Raw genomic sequence first — 18,246 nt, forward strand, 5'->3', positions numbered from 1 at the left:
CAATCGATGCCCAGCTTCTTCATCGACAGGCCGATCTTCGCCTGGGTGGTCGCGCTTTTCATCTGTCTGGTTGGCGCGATCTCGATCCCGCTGCTGGCGGTCGCGCAATACCCGATCATCGCGCCGCCCTCGATCTCGATCTCGACCAGCTATCCCGGCGCCTCGCCAGAGAACCTCTACAACAGCGTCACGCGGCTGATCGAGGAGGAGCTCAACGGCGCCTCCGGCATCCTCAATTTCGAATCTACCTCTGACTCGCTGGGGCAGGTCGAAATCATCGCCAACTTCGTGCCTGGCACCGAAACCGGTGCGGCGTCGGTCGAAGTGCAGAACCGCCTCAAGCGCGTCGAGGCGCGGCTGCCGCGCGCGGTGATCCAGCAGGGCATCCTGGTCGAGGAGGCCTCCTCTGCCGTGCTGCAGATCATTACGCTGAATTCGACCGACGGCTCGCTCGACGAAATCGGTCTCGGCGACTTCATGATCCGCAACGTGCTCGGCGAGATCAGGCGCATTCCCGGCGTCGGCCGCGCCACGCTTTATTCGACGGAACGTTCGCTGCGGATCTGGGTCGATCCGGCCAAGCTGGTCGGCTACGGCCTCACTGCCGACGACGTCAACAAGGCGATCTCGGCGCAGAACGCGCAGGTGGCCTCGGGCAGCGTCGGTGCCGAGCCGAGCACGCCGGAGCAGAAGATTTCCGCGCTGGTGCTGGTCAAGGGCCAGCTCTCTTCGCCCGACGAATTCGGCGCCATCACGCTGCGCGCCAATCCGGATGGATCGACGGTGCGGCTGCGCGACGTCGCCCGCATCGAGATCGGCGGCTTGAGCTATCAGTTCAACACGCGGCTCAACGGCAAGCCGACGGCGGGCCTTTCGGTGCTGCTGTCGCCGACCGGCAACGCGCTTGCGACCGCCAGCGCCGTCGAAGCCAAGATGAAGGAATTGTCGAAATTCTTTCCGACCAATATCGGCTATGAAATCCCCTACAACATCACGCCCGTCGTCAAGGCCTCGATCAACAAGGTGCTGATGACGCTGGTGGAAGCGGTGGTGCTGGTCTTCATCGTGATGTTCCTGTTCCTGCAGAACATCCGCTACACCATCATTCCGACCATCGTGGTGCCGGTGGCGCTGCTTGGCACCTGCGCGATGCTGATGGCGGCCGGCTATTCCATCAACATGCTGACCATGTTCGGCATGGTGCTGGCGGTCGGCATTCTCGTCGACGACGCCATCGTCGTGGTCGAGAACGTCGAGCGCATCATGGCGGAGGAGGGCCTGCCGCCGAAGGAAGCGACCCGCAAGGCAATGTCGCAGATCACCAGCGCCATCATCGGCATCACGCTGGTGCTGATGGCCGTGTTCGTGCCGATGGCGTTCTTCCCGGGATCGGTCGGCATCATCTATCGCCAGTTCTCGGTCACCATGGTCTCGGCCATCGCCTTCTCCGCGCTGCTGGCGCTTTCGCTGACGCCGGCACTATGTGCGACGCTATTGAAGCCGGTCGAGGCCGGCCACGGCCATGCGCGCAAGGGCGTGTTCGGCTGGTTCAACCGCGTGCTCGAGAGCGGCCGCGGCGGTTACACGCGCACCGTCAAGGGATCGCTGAAGCGCACGGGTCGGCTGATGGCGATCTACGCCGTGCTGTTCATCGGCCTCGGCTGGGCATTCGTCCGGCTGCCCGGCGGCTTCCTGCCGGTCGACGACCAGGGTTTTATCACCACCGACGTGCAGACGCCGTCCGACTCCTCCTACGCCCGCACCGAGGCCGCGGTGGAGGCCGTGGAGAAATATCTACTCAATCGCGTCGGCGTCGAGGACGTGACGTTCCTGACCGGCTTCAGCTTCCTCGGTCAGGGCGTGAATACCGCGCAGGCCTTCATCACGCTGAAGGACTGGTCGGAACGGAGCAAAAAGGATTCCGCCGCGGCGATCGTCGCCGACATCAACCGCGACCTCTCTTCGGTTCGCGACGCCAGGATTTCGGCGCTGCAGCCGCCACCGATCGACAATCTCGGCAATTCTTCGGGCTTCTCGTTCCGCCTGCAGGACCGCGGCCAGAAGGGCTATCCGGCGCTGGTCGCCGCCGCCGATCGCCTGATTGCGGAAGCCAATGCCGGCCGCGTGCTGCAGAAGGTCTATGTCGAGGGCCTGCCGCCGGCGCCGCAGGTCAATCTGATGATCGACCGCGAGAAGGCCGGCGCGTTCGGCGTCACCTTCGAGGACATCAACCAGACGATTTCGACCAATCTCGGTTCGAACTACATCAACGACTTCCCGAACCGCGGGCGGATGCAGCGCGTGATCGTGCAGGCCGACCGCGCCAGCCGCATGAACGCCGACGACATCCTCAACTACAACGTCAAGAACAGCCGCGGCCAATTGGTGCCGTTCTCGGCCTTTGCCACGGTTCAGTGGTCGAAGGGGCCGACCCAGATTGCCGGCTTCAACTATTACCCCGCCGTGCGCATCTCAGGCGAGGCCAAGCCCGGCTTCACGTCGGGCGACGCCATCGCCGAGATGGAGCGGCTGGCCAACAAGCTGCCACGCGGCTTCGGTTACGAATGGACCGGCCAGTCGCTGCAAGAAAAGCTGTCGGGCTCGCAGGCGCCGTTCCTGCTCGGCCTCTCGGTGCTGGTGGTGTTCCTGCTGCTTGCTGCGCTCTATGAGAGCTGGACCATTCCGCTCGCGGTCTTGCTGACCGTGCCGCTCGGCATCTGCGGCGCCGTGATTGCCGCGACCATGCGCGGCCTGCCGAACGACGTCTATTTCACCGTCGGTCTGATCACCATCATTGGCCTCGCGGCCAAGGACGCCATCCTCATCATCGAATTCGCCAAGGATTTGCGCGCTCAGGGCAAGCCGCTGATTGAGGCGACGGTCGAAGCCTGCTCGCTGCGCTTCCGCCCCATCCTGATGACGGGTTTGGCCTTCGTCTGCGGCGTGCTGCCGATGGCGATTGCGACGGGAGCCGGCGGCGCCAGCCAGCAGGCGCTCGGCACCAGCGTGATGGGCGGCATGATCGCGGTGGTGATTCTGGCGCTGTTGATGGTGCCGGTGTTCTTCGTCAGCGTGCAGCGCGTGCTGGCGGGGGATCGGGAGAAGGTGGTGGAGGAGGTGGCGGGAGCCGAGGTGGCTGGCCCGCCGGCGCCGGTGAAGTCATAGACGCTGTCATGCTCCGTGACCCCGCGACGCCAGGCTTCGCCGGGACTTGCGGCCTCGGGCCGTCGAAAAACTTTAGCGTAGGCGGCGGCCGATGCATCCAGTCCGTGAATCCATAAATTTGCCGGGCTGACGCCGCGCCAGAGTCCGCTATGCCCGAGAGCCGATGTGCTGCTGCATAGCAGCGAAACGACGCTATGGGCCAAAGGCGACGTCACCGAAAGAGCCGGTTCCCAACGCCAGATCAGGCCGATCAGTTAGCTTCTTTCGAATAGTTCACGGGCGATGAACGGATTTGCGCCGAACTAATCAGGTCTGGCGCTACGGCCGATAGTGCGGTCGACGTCGGCAACCGCCCCGTAGAGGCGCTGCCGCGAGAGCCAATGAAGGTCGTCCATGCGTTGCACGATTCCTACCACAACCGGCACGTGGTGGCGTCGCGCAAGCTGCTCAAGGGAGAAAACGGACCACCAGGCGCGAAAAGCGACTCGCGTCCAAGCGCGCGCGTCCCAGCCGAGCAGGAGGACATCCGGCGCATACCTGCGCACCGCACGATTCAGGTTCCACGGGTACATGACGATGATGCCCAGGCGCACCGGTCGCGCACCCTCCCATGGAAAGGATCTTGCGACGGCGGCAAAGGCAAATACGACCGAGCGACGGGCCACGTTGCTGGCAACCAGCCTCTCGATGACTCCAGAGACAAGTCCCGTCTCCTTCACCTCCACAAACAGGTCAAGGTCAGTTGGTGAAAGAAGCGACAGTGCCGCATCGAGGGTAAGCGCATTCTCGACATGACGCGGCGGGTCGTGTGACACCACCAATGTGTCGGAATCCGCTGCAAGGCAGACGTCGAATTCGACACCAGATACTCTGCCGTCACGGGCGGCACGTGCGAACGCGGCGAGCGAGTTTTCACCCGGACCCGCGGACCATCCACGATGCGCAATAAGCTTCATGACGAGGTCCATAAAGCCAAGCTGCGCGCGCCATGCAACCTCCCCGTAGAGAGAAATGTCAATCCACGGCCACGACGTTGACCCATGATTAGCGTAGGGTCAAAGGTGACGTCCCCGAAACAGCCGCTTCGGGCACAAGCGGCGGTGGAAGGATCGCTGATGCGAAGTCCGACTGCCCTCAATACCAGACCAGCCGCAAGCGAAGAAGTCGGTCGGCCTGGGGCCAGAAGCCGACTCGCCGGTAGCTGTGTCTATTTGACTTCGAACAGATTGCTAAAATTGGCTATTGCCCTCGCTAGGTCTAGCCGCCTCACATCCGTCCGCGTTCGTTCCCAACCTCGTTTGAACGATATCGTCACTTTCTCTGGATTCGAATGGACCCGGCAGTCCGTCTTCCACGACACCTCGCCGAGTTCAATTTCCGCCACATCTCGGTGATCAAACGCGCACTCAATTGATCGGAAGATTTGCTTTGTGTCGTCGATTGAGAGTGTCATGGGCTGTATGACTTCGGAACCGCCGGCGCCTACTGACATCAACTTCACTTCCGCCTCCGGGACAGACACAAGGAAGTATACTCCATGCGTCAACTCGATTTTTTTGAAAGTGCCGAGATACGCTGATCTCCGCGATAAGGACACAGAAATTGCGGTCCGCAAGAAACGCACAAGGGCCCGCAGGAAAATCTTTAGTCTTCGAAACGGCGAACATACCTGATCCAAAATCAACGGTGGCAGCATAGCGTCAGCGGTAACGACCCGATCGCGGCCTACAAATGTCAGCTCCGTGTGAGACTCGGAACTGCTTTTGGTGCCAAATGCTAGTCCGGTTTCATTCCGGCAGCCGACGTGGACGCTGACCGAGTGCTTGGGCAGCTACGGGCCAAAAGGTGACATCGCGCTTGGTTCGTGGATGCGATCGCCCGTCGAGACGGCCCAGTTGCCCCTTGATAAAAATTGCAGCATTTGGTTGTGTTGTGCGTGGAGTTGGACCTCCGCGTTTCAATGAAGAGCTGATGCAGCACCATGCGAGTATTTTGGATCGGAGTTGCAACACTCACCGCATTGAGCCTAGTCGTGATTCCTTACATTGCGAGCGAACGCTGCAAGGATCGGTGGGCGCCCCATAATCTGGAAGGGATTTGGGAGTATGGGACCGGATGCTCGGTAAGGATTGGCGGCGGCCTTGTGAGAGAGGAATACGTCAGCTTTGCTCCGAGAAATCCGACGAGACTGCCAAGCAACGAGCCGCTTGATCCGCATGCGCGTAGCCAGACCTTGGCACGCCCCGACTGGGTGATTCTCGGACCCAACAATGTTGGCGCTCGGAAGAACGATCGCTAGGTCCGCTTCGGGTCTTGGTTGTGTGCAAACCGATAGGTCGGCACGCGGCCGTGGTCGGCAGGCGGCCGATGTTCTCGCGTCGGATCGTCCAATGACGGCCAAAGTGGGTATCGCGACGCGGTATTACGCTTTTCGACGCACTTTCCGACCTTCAGGTGGCGCGGATGGCTGCAATCAGGCTCGGTTTGCCGACGATGTTCATCACCCGTGTGAGGTTATAGGCGAGAACATGCAGCGCCATCTCAGCGGCGACATTCCGTAGGCGCTTCATCAGGAAGTGGCTCGCACCCATACGGGCTTTGATCGTGCCGAAGGGATGCTCGACCGTCTCGCGCCGCGTCCGCATGGCGTCGGGATTGGAATCGAGCCGTCTCTGGACCTCCTCGACCACATGCTCATGCTCCCAGCGCGTGATGCGGCGCTCCTTGGACGGCGTACAATGGCTCTTGATCGCGCAGCTCTGGCACGCCGCTGTCGACCAGTACCGGCGCAGCGTCATTCCATGCTCGATGTTGGTGTAGTGATAGGACAGCAGCTGGCCGGATGGGCAGCGGTAGACGTCCGCATCAGGCAGGTAGGCGAAGTCCTGTTTGCCGAACCGGCCCTCAGCCTTGGCGTTCGACGTCATGGGCTTGGGCAAGGTGACTGCAACGCCAGCCTCTTCGCAGGCCAATATCTCTTCTCCGTCGAAGTAGCCACGGTCGGCGACGGCCTCGAGTTTGTCCACTTCGAGCACTTCTTTGGCTTGTTTGGACATCCGAGCAAGCTGCCCACGGTCGTTGCCGACGTTTATGACCTCGTGCGTAACAATCAGATGGTGTTCGGTGTCCACAGCGACCTGGACATTGTAGCCGACGACGCCCGATCCGCGTCCGCTGGTGGCCATCGAACGGGCATCCGGATCGGTGAGCGATATCTGTTGATCCGGCGTGTTACGCATCTGCGCATCAAGCACTTCCAGGCGGCCCATCTCCTGCTTCAGCCGAGCGATCTTTTCCTTGATCCTCGTTGTCTTGATGATGATCGCTTCCGAAGGCTCCTGCCGATCGGCGCTATCGAGTTGACGCAGATATCGACCGACGCTTTCCTCGATCTGCGCCATCCGCCTCGCCATCTTGGCATGCGTGAAGTTGCGATCGCGGTTGTTCACCGCCTTGAACTTGCTGCCGTCAATCGCGACGCTCGGGGTCTGCAACAGGCCCATTTGCCGGCATAGCGCAACGAACTTCGCGCAAACCTTCCGGATCGCCGCGCCATTGTCCTTCCGGAAATCGGCGATCGTCTTGTGATCGGGAGCCAGGCGGCCGATCAGCCACATCACCTCGACATTCCGGCACGCCTCACGTTCCAGGCGCCGACTGGATTGCACCCGATTGAGATAACCGTAGATGTAAAGCTTCAGAAGGACTGCCGGATGATAGGAGGGCCGGCCCGTCTCCTTGGCGATCACACGCTCAAACCCCAGTCCATGCAGGTCGAGCGCCTCGACGAACACATCGATCACATGGACCGCGTTGTCCTCGCTTACCCAATCCTCCAGGCATTCCGGCAAGAGCGTCAGCTGGGATCTGTCCGCGCCATCAACGAAGCGTCCCATCCGTATCCCCCATCAGGAAACGGAGGAATCGTACCTGACTCGTGGCTTTTCACACAGCCAGGGTCAATCGCAACACGGGCGACTCAGCGGCAAGTCCGGCTATGCCGGCTATGCCTCCGAAAGCGGAAGTAAATTCAGAGCATTGGCGGCTTCGCTAGAGGCCGGTGGATTGATGGCGCTACCCTTGACGTCATTCAAGCTTCGAAACCGAAGCCTCGAATCATGCGCTACAGCGAACATGAGTAGACCGCCATTAAGCCGATGTTGCCGAACAAGCCGCGCGGCGTTCGGCGGGTAGATGACCGCCGCATGCTCGATGGCATCTCTTAGGTCTTGCGTTCAAGTGCGCCATGGCGCGACCTGCCGGCGACCGATGGTCCCCGCACGACTTGTTACAATCGCTTCGTTGGGTGGATGATGGATTTATCTCGCTGATTTGCCCGACGTGTCAAATGACTACTTCGGCACTCGACGAGTGCCGGCTACTGTGCATGGGGTTGTTTTCAATATTTTGGCTGGGAGCGCCGAGGCTCCTCCGTGTCCTTCCGCCGTCTCTGGAAGACTGCATCGCCGATCCCGGATGATGACGGCGCGCGGCTTGGAACCGTCGCTCTACTTGTCGAGCGGCCCCAATATCCTCACCAGCTCCCCGTGCACGTACTCATTCCCGCAGACCACATGCCCGGTCTTCAGCGCATCGTCCTTGCCGCCGATGTCAGAGATCGTGCCGCCTGCTTCCCGCACCATGATCTGCCCCGCTGCGATATCCCACGGCGACAGGTTGCGTTCCCAGTAGCCGTCGAGGCGGCCGGCGGCGACGAAGGCGAGATCGAGCGAGGCGGCGCCGAAGCGGCGGAAGCCGGCGACCTTGTTCTGCAGTGCGGCCATTTCCTTCAGCGCCAGTTGATGGTCGCCGCGCCCGATATGCGGCAGACCGCAGGCGATCACGCATTCGTTGAGCTGGCGGCGGCCGGCGACGCGCAGCCGCTGGTCGTTGAGGAACGCGCCCTTGCCGCGCTCGGCGATGTACAGCTCGTCGTTGGCGGGATTGTAGATCACGCCGGCGATGACGGTGCCCTCGCGCGCCAGGCCGATCGAGATCGCAAATTGCGGGATGCCGTGCAGGAAGTTGGTGGTGCCGTCGAGCGGATCGACGATCCAGGTGTGGGTCTTGTCGGCGCCCTCGCGCGTGCCACCTTCCTCGCCGATGAAGCCGTAACCGGGACGTGCCTTGGCAAGATCCTCGTACAGCATTTCCTCGGCGCGCTTGTCGGCCTTGGTGACGAAGTTCGCCGGCCCCTTCAGCGACACCTGCAGATGCTCGATCTCGCCGAGATCGCGCTTGAGGCTGCGGCCGGCGCGGCGCGCGGCTTTCACCATGACATTGATGAGGGCGGAGTAGAGCATGATGCGAGCTTATGGTGTGAGAGGGAACGGCCCAATGCCGTGAGGGGTTTAGGGAGTGGGTGCCCTGCAGATGTGCCGCCGTCAAGGCGTCATTTACTGGCGGTGCCGATCCATTTTTTCGCGGCTTCCTGGGCCTTGGCGCGATCTTCGGGACTGATCTCGGAGAACCTTTCGTCCAGCTCAGGATCGCCCTTTCCGGCGGTTTTGGCGACAATGTGCCACTTGAAGCCCTCGATCTTGTCCATCGGCGCGCCCTGTCCGGTCACCAGCACGCGGGCGAGCCGGTTCTGCGCGATCGGTGAGTTCTGGCGCGCCGCCTTGCGCAACAGCGCGACCGCGGCGGCCTGGTTCCTCGGCGTGCCGGTGCCGTTATAGAGCGCAATCGCGTACTCGACCTCGGCGTCGACATTGTCGGCCAATGAGGCCGCCTGCAGCAGCCGCACCGCCTTGTCGATGTCCTTCGGCACGCCGGTGCCTTCCTTGTAGAAGGTCGCTAACGCGTATTGAGCTTCCGGATTGCCCGCGTCGGCTGCGAGGCGCAGCAGTTCGGCGGCGCGCCGGACATCCTGCGGCAGCGTGTTGCCGTCGAGATAGAGCAGCGCCAGATTGTAGGCCGCCTTCGCGTTGCCGAGCTTGGCTGCGGAGGCCAGAAGCTTGACGGCCTGTTCCCGATTGGTAGGCCCGCCGCGGCCGGACAGCCGCATCATGGCTAGTGCGAACATGGCCTCGCGGTCGCCGGCGTCGGCCGCGCGCTGGTACCAATCGGCGGCCTTCGCATAGTCGCGCTTGATGCCGAGCCCGTTGGCATAGAGCTCGCCCAGCATCGTCATCGCCTTGGGGTCGCCGTTATATTGCGCGCGCGTGGTCGCGAGATCGAACGTCGTCTTGTACATGCCGCGCTGATAGGCGCCGTAGACGAGATCGACATTCGGATCCTCGAAGGCCGCCGTCGGCGAGGGGGCGGGCGTGGGCGAGGGCGTCGGCGTTGCCGCCGGTTTAGGCGTTGCGGTCGGCTTCGGCGTCGCGGCGGGCTGCTTCGCTGCCGGGGGAGCCTTCGGTTTCGGCGCTTCCTTTTTCGCAGCCGGAGGGCTCGCGGGCGGCTGCGCGGCGGGCGGCGTCAACGAGATCTGCGCGGAGGCGGCGGACATCGTCATCGAGAAGCCCGCAAGCAGCGATATGAGACGCAGGAGTTTCATTTCCGGCGTTATCCGTGCCCGGCCTTGTCCGTGCCAGCTTTGGCTTTGCCGAACGCTGCTTCGTACGCTTGCGCGATCGCCTGCGCGGCATCGATCAGCGCCGCCTTTGCGCCACGCGGGTCGGCCCAGATGAGATCGCCGACCAGCACGAAATCGGCGCCGGCAGCCGAGAATTCGGAAGCCTCGGCGAGCGAGGCGGCAAAGCCGATGCAGGGCGGCTCGAATAGTTCATCCCACCATTGCAGGCGCTCGGCAATCGCCTCGGTCGATGGCCGCTGGCCCTTGGCGTCGGGTTCGCCGAACAGCAGGTAGTCGGCACCGGCTTCGCCCGCGGTCATCGAATCGTGCCGCGTGGCAAGGCCTCCGACGCCGGCAATGCGGTCAGGCTTCAGCGACGGCCATGCTTCGTCCAGCGCGGCGAGACCGGTCAGATGCGCGCCATCGGCGCCTGCGCGCGCCACCAGTTCGACATGACCGTCAAGCAGGAGCGCCGCGCCCGCATTCTGGATCGCAGGTGCCAGCGCTTTCACGCGCGCGATCATGGTGCGCTGATCGGTCTGCTTCAGCCGCAGCAGCACCGCCGCGACATCGGCCGCGGCCAGCAGCTCTGGAAGCTGGCTGGCGAGCTGCGACGGATCGTCCACCTCGGGCGTCGCGAGATAGAGGCGCGGCGCCGGGCGCGGCGGAACGGGTTTGTTGGCCAAGTCTAGGCGACCTTCTTTTCCAGGCCGGTTTCCCACTCGCCCTTGCTAGCCAGCGCGTTCATCCGCGCACGGTGCGTGAATGCGCGCTGGCCCGCGGCGATGTTCTCGGCCTTACCGGACCACGCCTTCTGCGGCGCCGCCTGCAGCGCCCGGCCATAGGAGAAGGTCAGCCGCCAAGGCAGACTAGAAGGCAGGCCGCCGATCCGGTTCATGGCGTTCAGATGCGCGGTTGCTTCCTCATCGGATTGTCCGCCGGAGAGGAAGGCGATGCCCGGCACGGCCGCTGGAACGCACGCCTTCAGGAGACGAACGGTTTTCTCCGCAACTTCATCGACGGAAGCCTGCTTTCCGCACTTCTTGCCTGAAATGGCCATGTTGGGCTTCAGCACCATGCCCTCGAGCTCGACACGTTGGATGCGCAATTCCTGGAACGTTTTGTTCAGCACGCGCTGGGTTACGTCGTAGCAGCGGTCGATATCGTGATCGCCATCCATCAGCACTTCCGGCTCGACGATCGGCACGATCTGCGCCGCCTGGCACAGCGCGGCGTAGCGCGCCAGCGCATGCGCGTTGACGCTGATCGCGGTCATGCTGGGGATGCCGCTGCCGATATCGATCACGGCACGCCATTTGGCGAAGCGCGCGCCGCGCTCGTAGTATTTCTTCAGGCGCTCGGCGAGCTTGTCGAGTCCGACGGTGACCAGTTCGCCCGGACATTGCGGCAGCGCCTGCGTCCCTTCATCGACCTTGATGCCGGGGATGGCGCCGGACTGCTCGATCAGCTTGATCAGCGGCGTGCCATCCTTGGCGTTCTGCCAGATGGTCTCGTCGTAGAGGATGACCCCCGAGACGTACTTGCTCATCGCCTCGGTGGAGCGGAACAGCATCTCGCGATAGTCGCGGCGGTTCTCCTCGGTCGACTCGACCTTGATGGCGTCGAAACGCTTCTTGATCGTGCCCGAGGATTCGTCGGCCGCGAGAATGCCCTTGCCTGGGGTGACCATGGCGAGGGCAACCTTGTTGAGGTCAGCAAGATTCATGGGAACGTTCTCCGGAAACATCATGCCCTTGCGCACCAAAATAGGCGGTTCTCGGGCAATTGCCTAGAAAACGTTCGTCGCACCCTGGGTGTTTGCAAGGCGCGGGGGCCGGCTCAGGCGACCCGCGGGTCCAGCTCACCCTTGCCGTACCGCTTGGCCATTTCGGCCGTCGTCAGCACCTTCTTGATCTTGCTGGCTTGCCCCGCGGTATTGAATTCCTGCAGCCGCTGCTTGCACAGCTTGGCCATCGCCTCCATCGCGGGCTTGAGATACTTGCGCGGGTCGAACTCTTCCGGATTGTCCTTCAGCACCTTACGGATCTGCCCGGTCATCGCCATCCGGTTGTCGGTGTCGATGTTGATCTTACGCACGCCGTTCTTGATGCCGCGCTGAATTTCGGAAACCGGCACGCCCCAGGTCGGCTTCATCTTGCCGCCGTTGGCGTTGATGATTTCCTGCAGATCCTGCGGTACCGAGGAGGAGCCGTGCATCACCAGATGCGTGTTCGGCAGCTTGCGGTGGATTTCCTCGATCACGTTCATGGCGAGGATGTCGCCGTCCGGCTTGCGCGTGAACTTGTAGGCGCCGTGCGAGGTGCCCATCGCGATCGCCAGCGCGTCGACCTTGGTCTCCTTGACGAACTTCACGGCTTCGTCCGGATTGGTCAGCAACTGGTCGTGCGACAGCTTGCCTTCCGCGCCGTGACCATCTTCCTTGTCGCCCATGCCGGTCTCCAGCGAGCCGAGCACACCGAGTTCGCCTTCGACCGAGATGCCGCCGAGATGGGCCATGTCGGTGACGGTCTTGGTCACGCCGACATTGTAGTCCCAGTCGCCCGGGGTCTTGCCGTCGGCCTTGAGCGAGCCGTCCATCATGACGGAGGTGAAGCCGGCCTGGATCGCTGTCATGCAGGTCGCGGGCTCGTTGCCGTGATCGAGATGCACGCAGACCGGAATCTGCGGATAGATTTCGGTAACGGCGTCCATCATGTGCCTAAGCATCACGTCGTTGGCATAGGAGCGCGCGCCGCGCGAAGCCTGAATGATGACGGGCGCATCCAGCGAGGAGGCGGCCTCCATGATGGCCAGCGCCTGCTCCATGTTGTTGATGTTGAAAGCCGGCACCCCGTAATCGTGCTCTGCCGCGTGATCGAGCAGTTGACGCAAGGTAATGCGAGCCATTCAAATTCTCCTGTATTTGCCGCGCCTTCGGCGCTCCACTAAGTCTGGAAGTCTTGGTCTAACGCAGTTTCAGAACTTCGACGCCAGGCAACGGTTTGCCTTCCATCCATTCGAGAAACGCGCCGCCGGCCGTCGATACATAGGAAAAATCGTCGGCCACGCCGGCCTGGTTCAGCGCAGCGACCGTGTCGCCACCGCCGGCAACCGAGATCAGCTTTTTGGCTTTGGTGCGCTCAGCCGCGTGACGGGCCGCCACCATGGTGCCGCGGTCGAACGGCGTCATCTCGAATGCGCCGAGCGGGCCGTTCCAGACCAGCGTCGCGGCGTCGTCGATCGCGGAATGAATCCGCGCGATCGATTGCGGCCCGACGTCGAGGATCATGCCGTCGGCCGGGATCGCGTCGAGGCCATAGGCATGCGAGGGCGAGTTGGCCGCGAAGTGATAGGCGACCACGGCATCGACTGGAAGAATGATGGCGCAGTTCGCGGAAGTTGCTTTTTCCAGGATACGCAGCGCGGTGGCGGCGAGGTCTTTTTCCGCCAGCGACTTGCCGACGCCGACGCCTTGCGCGTGCAGGAAGGTGTTGGCCATGCCGCCGCCGATCACCAGCGCGTCGACCTTGGTTACGAGATTTTCGAGCAGATCGATCTTGGTGGACACCTTGGCACCGCCGACGATCGCGATGACAGGCTTGGTCGGCGCCTCCAGTGCCTTGCCAAGCGCATCGAGCTCGGCCTGCATGGTACGGCCGGCGTAGGCGGGCAGCTTGTGGCCGAGGCCCTCGGTCGTAGCGTGCGCGCGGTGCGCGGCCGAGAACGCGTCGTTGACCCAGATGTCGCCGAGCTTTGCCAGTTCGGCTACGAACGCCGGATCGTTTTTCTCTTCCTCTTTATGGAAACGGGTGTTTTCCAGGCAGAGGATATCGCCATCCTTCATCGCAGCCACGGCGTTGGCCGCGGTCTCGCCGATGCAGTCGTCGGCAAACGCAACCGGCTTCTTGATGACGTGGCCGAGCGCCGCCGCGACGGGCTTCAGCGAATCCTTGGCATCGCGCCCCTTCGGGCGGCCGAAATGAGCGAGCAGGATGACCTTGCCGCCCTTGTCCGCGATCTCGGCAATGGTCGGCGCGACACGCTCGAGCCTTGTCGCGTCGGTGACGCGGCCGTTCTCCATGGGCACGTTAAGGTCGACGCGCAGCAGCACGCGCTTGGCACTAACGTCGACGTCATCGAGGGTGCGGAATGTCTTGGTCATGGGCGCTTCTCTTGTCCCGGGCCCATGCGGCGCGAAGTGCCGCTGTGCAGGACCGGGACCTACGCTGGATGATCCCGAACGGGACCTACGCTGAAATGGGTCCCGGCTCTGCGGCGCGTCATTTCGTGCCGCGCCGCGTCCGGGACACGAAACTCAAACTTACAGCAGCTTCCCCATCGCCACGGCGGTATCGGCCATGCGGTTGGAGAAACCCCATTCATTGTCGTACCAGGACATCACGCGCACCAGCGTGCCGTTCTGCACCTTGGTCTGATCCTCGTGGAACGTCGACGAGTGCGGATCGTGGTTGAAGTCGATCGAAACATTCGGCGCTGACGTGTAGCCGAGAATGCCCTTGAGCTGCTGCTCGGAGGCACGCTTCATCGCCGCGTTTATTTCCTTAACATCGGTTGCGCGCTTGGCGACGATCTTGAGGTCGACCACCGAGACGTTCGGGGTCGGCACGCGGATCGCGACGCCGTCGAGCTTGCCCTTCAGCTCGGGCAGCACGAGCCCGATCGCCTTCGCCGCACCGGTCGAGGTCGGGATCATCGACATCGCCGCCGCACGGCCGCGATAGAGATCCTTGTGCAGGGTATCGAGCGTCGGCTGGTCGCCGGTGTAAGCGTGGATCGTGGTCATGAAACCGGTCTCGATGCCTACCGTGTCGTTCAAGACCTTGGCGACGGGCGCCAGACAGTTGGTGGTGCAGGAGCCATTGGAGACGACCAAATGATCCTTGGTCAGGGTGTCGTGGTTGACGCCGTAGACGATGGTGGCGTCGGCGTTGTCGGCGGGCGCCGAGACCAGCACGCGCTTGGCGCCGGCGGTTAGATGCGCGGAGGCCTTGTCCTTGGCCGTGAAGATGCCGGTGCATTCCAGCGCAATGTCGACGCCGAGCGCCTTCCACGGCAGCTTCGACGGATCGCGCTCGGCGGAAACCTTGATCTTGCCGTTGCCGAGGCTGAGCGAGTCGCCGTCGATAGTCACGGTGCCGGGGAAACGGCCGTGCACGGAATCGAAACGCAGCAGGTGGGCGTTGGTCTCGACCGGGCCGAGATCGTTGATGCCGACCACCTCGATATCCTTGCGGCCAGATTCCGCAATCGCCCGCAACACATTGCGGCCAATGCGGCCAAATCCGTTGATCGCGACGCGGACTGCCATGCTGGTCTCTCCTCTGATAGCCGGTGCTGGCCCCGCGGAGACGTTCCACGGAGGTGCTTACGGCGGAACGCCCGGTTCGGCCGGGCGGGAACGGTCAAGATGGGGGTCTAGGTAGTCCTTTTTCCCCTACAGCTCAACCGTCAGCCCACGCGCTTCAGGACAGCGTTAACCGCAGCCTCGGCAGTAATTCCGAAGTGCTTGAAAAGGTCCTTGGCGGGAGCGCTGGCCCCGAAACCATGCATCCCGATGAATTCACCATCCTGACCGATCACGGCGTCCCAGCCCCAGCGTACCGCGGCCTCGATCGCGACCTTGACCGGCGCATTGCCGATAATGGCCGTTTTTCGGTCCGCCGGCTGTGCCAGCAGGAGTTCGAGCGAGGGCACCGAGACCACCCGCGACGCGATGCCACGCTCGCTCAGTTGCTTCTGGGCAGCCACCGCGATCTCGACCTCGGAGCCTGAGGCGAACAGCGACACTTTTGCCTCTCCCTGCGCCGCGACCAGCTCATAGGCGCCATGCGCGCAAGGATTATCATTCGGCGCATTGGTGCGAAGCTGCGGCAGGTTCTGTCGGGTCAGGGCCAGCACCGTCGGGCCGTCGACCCGGTTGAGCGCCAGTTCCCAGCATTCCGCGACCTCGACGGCGTCGCAGGGCCGGAACACGCGCATGTTGGGAATGGCGCGGAGCGCCGCGAGATGCTCGACCGGCTGATGCGTCGGCCCGTCCTCGCCGAGCCCGATCGAATCATGGGTCATCACGTAGACGACGCCCGCGCCCATCAGCGCGGCGATCCGCATCGCGGGTCGGGCATAGTCCGTGAATACCAAGAAGGTAGCGCCGTTCGGCGCGAAGCCGCCATGCAGGAAGATGCCGTTCATGGCGGCGGCCATGCCGTGCTCGCGGATGCCATAATGGATGAAACGGCCCTTCGGCATCTTGGCCGAGAACGCCACAGCGGATTTCGCCTTGTTGTTGTTGGAGCCGGTGAGGTCGGCGGAGCCTGCCAAAAATTCCATCGGCATCGCGCCGGCGATCGCTTCGATCGCGGATTCGGAGGATTTCCGCGTCGCGACATTCTGCGGCGATTCCAATAGCGCCTTCTTGTGCGCCCGCAGCGCCTTCGACAGAGCGGCCGGCCGCTCGTGCCGCATCCGCCGCTCGAACTCGGCGCGCTTGCGGGGGCCGAGCTCGGCGAAAACGCTTTCCCATTCCTCGCGCGCGGCAGCGCCGCGGCTGCCGGCGGCTCGCCATGCCTTCAGCACATCGTCCGGCACCGAGAAGGCGTCGAGCGAAATGCCGAGCTTTTCCTTGGCGCCCTTGAGCTCGTCGGCGCCGAGCGCCTCGCCATGGACCTTCGCCGTGCCGGCCCGCGTTGGCGCGCCGTAGCCGATCGTGGTCTTGCAGGAGATCAGCGACGGCTTGTTGGATTTTTGCGCGCGGGTGATCGCGGCCGCAATCGCCTTCGGATCCTGGCCGTCGATCAGCTCGGCCGCCCAGCCCGCCGACTTGAAGCGCTTCACCTGGTCGACCGAATCGGCGAGCGAGGTCGGGCCGTCGATCGAGATGCCATTGTTGTCATAGAGCACGATCAGCTTGTTCAGCTTCCAGTGCCCGGCCATCGCGATCGCTTCCTGCGATACGCCTTCCATCAGGTCGCCGTCGGAGGCGAGCACGTAAGTATGATGGGCGACCACCTTCTTGCCGAACTCGGCAGCCAGCATCTTTTCCGCCAGCGCCATGCCGACCGAGGTGGCGATGCCCTGGCCGAGCGGGCCGGTGGTTGTCTCGACGCCGCTGGTCTCGAAATTTTCCGGGTGTCCCGGCGTCTTGGAGCCGAGCTGACGGAAATTCCGGATCTGGTCGAGCGTCATGTCCTTGTTGCCGGTCAGGTACAGCAGTGCATAGAGCAGCATCGAGCCGTGTCCGGCCGAGAGCACGAAGCGGTCGCGGTCCGGCCAGGTTGGTGCCGCCGCATCGAATTTGAGGAACTGCGTGAACAGCACGGTCGCGATGTCGGCAGCGCCCATCGGCAGGCCGGGATGGCCGGATTTCGCCTTTTCGACGGCATCCATGGCAAGCCCGCGAATCGCATTGGCCATACGGGTATGATCGACCTGCGTCATGTGAAAATCCGCCTGAAGTGAGGTGCTTGTTAGGGGTATGTACCGGGCGAAGGCCGCAATACGGGCGCGTTTGAGGGAAAGTGCGGGCTGGATAGCACCTCAATCCCCGGGAGTCCAAGGCGTGGAAACGCCCTTGCCATGCGAAAAGTTGCTTACGGCATGGTCCGGAAAAGTGGGTACCGGCTTTCCGAAAAGACCATGCCACTAAAGCGCCGGATCGGGGCGACCGGTCACCCCGATCTAGCAGTGCATAGCTTCGCGCGGGCGTTGCGCTCGGCTCGCTTGCCACGTAAATTTCGGGCTCTAACCGCTTGCCGAACCGCGGATTTTGCTGCTGTGCGGCGGGCCTACCGCGAAGGTGCGCGCTGCCTCTCATGAGCGATCGTCACACCAACGGGGCCGGCAATGCCGAGCCGGTCTATGCCGACATCGACGCCGCCACGCGGCGGCTGATGATGGCGCTTGATGCGCTCGAGGCCGCGGCCGAGCGGCGGCGCGATGCCGACCGTGACGAGAACGAACTGGCGAGCCGGATCCAGGCGCTCGGCGCCGATCGCTCGCGCCTCGCCGACGAACTCGACGGCTCGCTGGTGAAGACGCGGCGGCTAGAGCGCACCAACCGCGAGATCGCTGAGAAACTGGATGCCGCGATCGGCACCATCCGTGCGGTGCTCGATGCCGACGCCGGAGAGAGTGAATGAGTCACATCAACGTCACCATCAATGGCCGGCAGTACCGCATGGCCTGCGAGGAAGGGCAGGAAGTGCGGCTGTTGAAGCTCGCCGAGAGCCTGGAATCGCGGGTCGGAGAGTTGCGCGGCAAGTTCGGCGAGATCGGCGATGCGCGTCTCACCGTGATGGCCGCGCTCACGGTGTGCGACGAACTGCTGGATGCCAATGCGCGCATCCGTGCGCTGGAGGGCGAACTCGAAACCCTGCGCAACGTTCGCACCGCCGCCGCCGACCGCGCCAAGGCCACCCAGGTCGCCGTCGCCAACGCGCTCAACGCCGCCGCCGACCGCATCGAAAAGACCACCCAGGTCATCAACCGCACCATCGGCAGCGGCGTCGCGATCGGGTGAAGGGCGCGGGGCCGCTCTTCACCCTCCC

At 63.3% G+C, this 18,246-nt stretch carries 13 protein-coding genes and 1 pseudogene; 4 read left to right on the forward strand and 10 right to left on the reverse strand.

Features of this window, described 5'->3' with window-relative positions:
• Window positions 1-6: 6 nt before the first annotated feature.
• A complete protein-coding gene (locus tag LMTR13_RS03795) occupies window positions 7-3,165 on the forward strand; it encodes a multidrug efflux RND transporter permease subunit (protein WP_065726735.1) in 3,159 nt (1,052 codons plus the stop codon).
• A gap of 302 nt (window positions 3,166-3,467) precedes the next feature.
• On the opposite strand, the gene LMTR13_RS03800 is transcribed toward LMTR13_RS03795, so the two are convergent.
• Together LMTR13_RS03800 and LMTR13_RS03810 are read right to left on the reverse strand one after the other, a co-directional pair.
• Window positions 3,468-4,121: a glycerophosphodiester phosphodiesterase gene (locus LMTR13_RS03800; RefSeq protein ID WP_197520994.1), complete on the reverse strand. Its 654-nt coding sequence runs from the start codon at window positions 4,119-4,121 to the stop codon at window positions 3,468-3,470.
• 1,494 nt (window positions 4,122-5,615) lie between these two features.
• Complete coding sequence (locus LMTR13_RS03810) at window positions 5,616-7,061, reverse strand: IS1182 family transposase (protein ID WP_083218676.1); 1,446 nt, start codon at window positions 7,059-7,061, stop codon at window positions 5,616-5,618.
• 261 nt (window positions 7,062-7,322) lie between these two features.
• On the opposite strand from LMTR13_RS03810, the pseudogene LMTR13_RS42115 reads away from it, so the two are divergent.
• Window positions 7,323-7,475 (forward strand): annotated as a pseudogene (locus tag LMTR13_RS42115) (transposase); the annotation flags it as partial.
• Window positions 7,476-7,673: 198 nt separating this feature from the next.
• On the opposite strand, the gene LMTR13_RS03815 reads toward LMTR13_RS42115, so the two are convergent.
• The 8 genes from LMTR13_RS03815 to tkt all read right to left on the reverse strand — a co-directional run bounded on the left by LMTR13_RS03815 (window position 7,674) and on the right by tkt (window position 17,137).
• Complete coding sequence (locus tag LMTR13_RS03815) at window positions 7,674-8,468, reverse strand: inositol monophosphatase family protein (protein ID WP_065726739.1); 795 nt, start codon at window positions 8,466-8,468, stop codon at window positions 7,674-7,676.
• 89 nt (window positions 8,469-8,557) lie between these two features.
• Complete coding sequence (locus LMTR13_RS03820; protein WP_065726740.1) at window positions 8,558-9,664, reverse strand: tetratricopeptide repeat protein; 1,107 nt, start codon at window positions 9,662-9,664, stop codon at window positions 8,558-8,560.
• A gap of 8 nt (window positions 9,665-9,672) precedes the next feature.
• Window positions 9,673-10,368 carry a thiamine phosphate synthase gene (locus LMTR13_RS03825; RefSeq protein ID WP_065726741.1) on the reverse strand — a complete coding sequence of 232 codons (696 nt, stop codon included), beginning with the start codon at window positions 10,366-10,368 and terminating at the stop codon, window positions 9,673-9,675.
• A 2-nt stretch (window positions 10,369-10,370) separates the two neighbouring features.
• Window positions 10,371-11,408: a class I fructose-bisphosphate aldolase gene (locus tag LMTR13_RS03830; RefSeq protein WP_065732405.1), complete on the reverse strand. Its 1,038-nt coding sequence runs from the start codon at window positions 11,406-11,408 to the stop codon at window positions 10,371-10,373.
• Window positions 11,409-11,521: 113 nt separating this feature from the next.
• Window positions 11,522-12,589, reverse strand: a complete 1,068-nt coding sequence (gene fba, locus LMTR13_RS03835) for a class II fructose-bisphosphate aldolase (RefSeq protein ID WP_065726742.1) — start codon at window positions 12,587-12,589, stop codon at window positions 11,522-11,524.
• A gap of 58 nt (window positions 12,590-12,647) precedes the next feature.
• On the reverse strand, window positions 12,648-13,844 hold the full coding sequence (locus LMTR13_RS03840; RefSeq protein ID WP_065726743.1) for a phosphoglycerate kinase: 1,197 nt from the start codon (window positions 13,842-13,844) through the stop codon (window positions 12,648-12,650).
• Window positions 13,845-14,003: 159 nt separating this feature from the next.
• Window positions 14,004-15,011, reverse strand: a complete 1,008-nt coding sequence (gene gap, locus LMTR13_RS03845; RefSeq protein WP_065726744.1) for a type I glyceraldehyde-3-phosphate dehydrogenase — start codon at window positions 15,009-15,011, stop codon at window positions 14,004-14,006.
• Window positions 15,012-15,151: 140 nt separating this feature from the next.
• The gene (gene tkt / locus LMTR13_RS03850; RefSeq protein ID WP_065726745.1) at window positions 15,152-17,137 is read right to left on the reverse strand and encodes a transketolase; all 1,986 of its coding nucleotides are present in this window, start codon (window positions 17,135-17,137) and stop codon (window positions 15,152-15,154) included.
• 374 nt (window positions 17,138-17,511) lie between these two features.
• On the opposite strand from tkt, the gene LMTR13_RS03855 reads away from it, so the two are divergent.
• Both LMTR13_RS03855 and LMTR13_RS03860 read left to right on the forward strand, forming a co-directional pair.
• A complete protein-coding gene (locus tag LMTR13_RS03855) occupies window positions 17,512-17,838 on the forward strand; it encodes a DUF4164 domain-containing protein (RefSeq protein ID WP_065726746.1) in 327 nt (108 codons plus the stop codon).
• The gene (locus tag LMTR13_RS03860; RefSeq protein WP_028349229.1) at window positions 17,835-18,218 is read left to right on the forward strand and encodes a cell division protein ZapA; all 384 of its coding nucleotides are present in this window, start codon (window positions 17,835-17,837) and stop codon (window positions 18,216-18,218) included. Before LMTR13_RS03855 ends, LMTR13_RS03860 begins: the two co-directional genes overlap by 4 nt.
• Window positions 18,219-18,246 lie beyond the last annotated feature (28 nt).

Source organism: Bradyrhizobium icense (assembly GCF_001693385.1).
Lineage (GTDB): Bacteria > Pseudomonadota > Alphaproteobacteria > Rhizobiales > Xanthobacteraceae > Bradyrhizobium > Bradyrhizobium icense.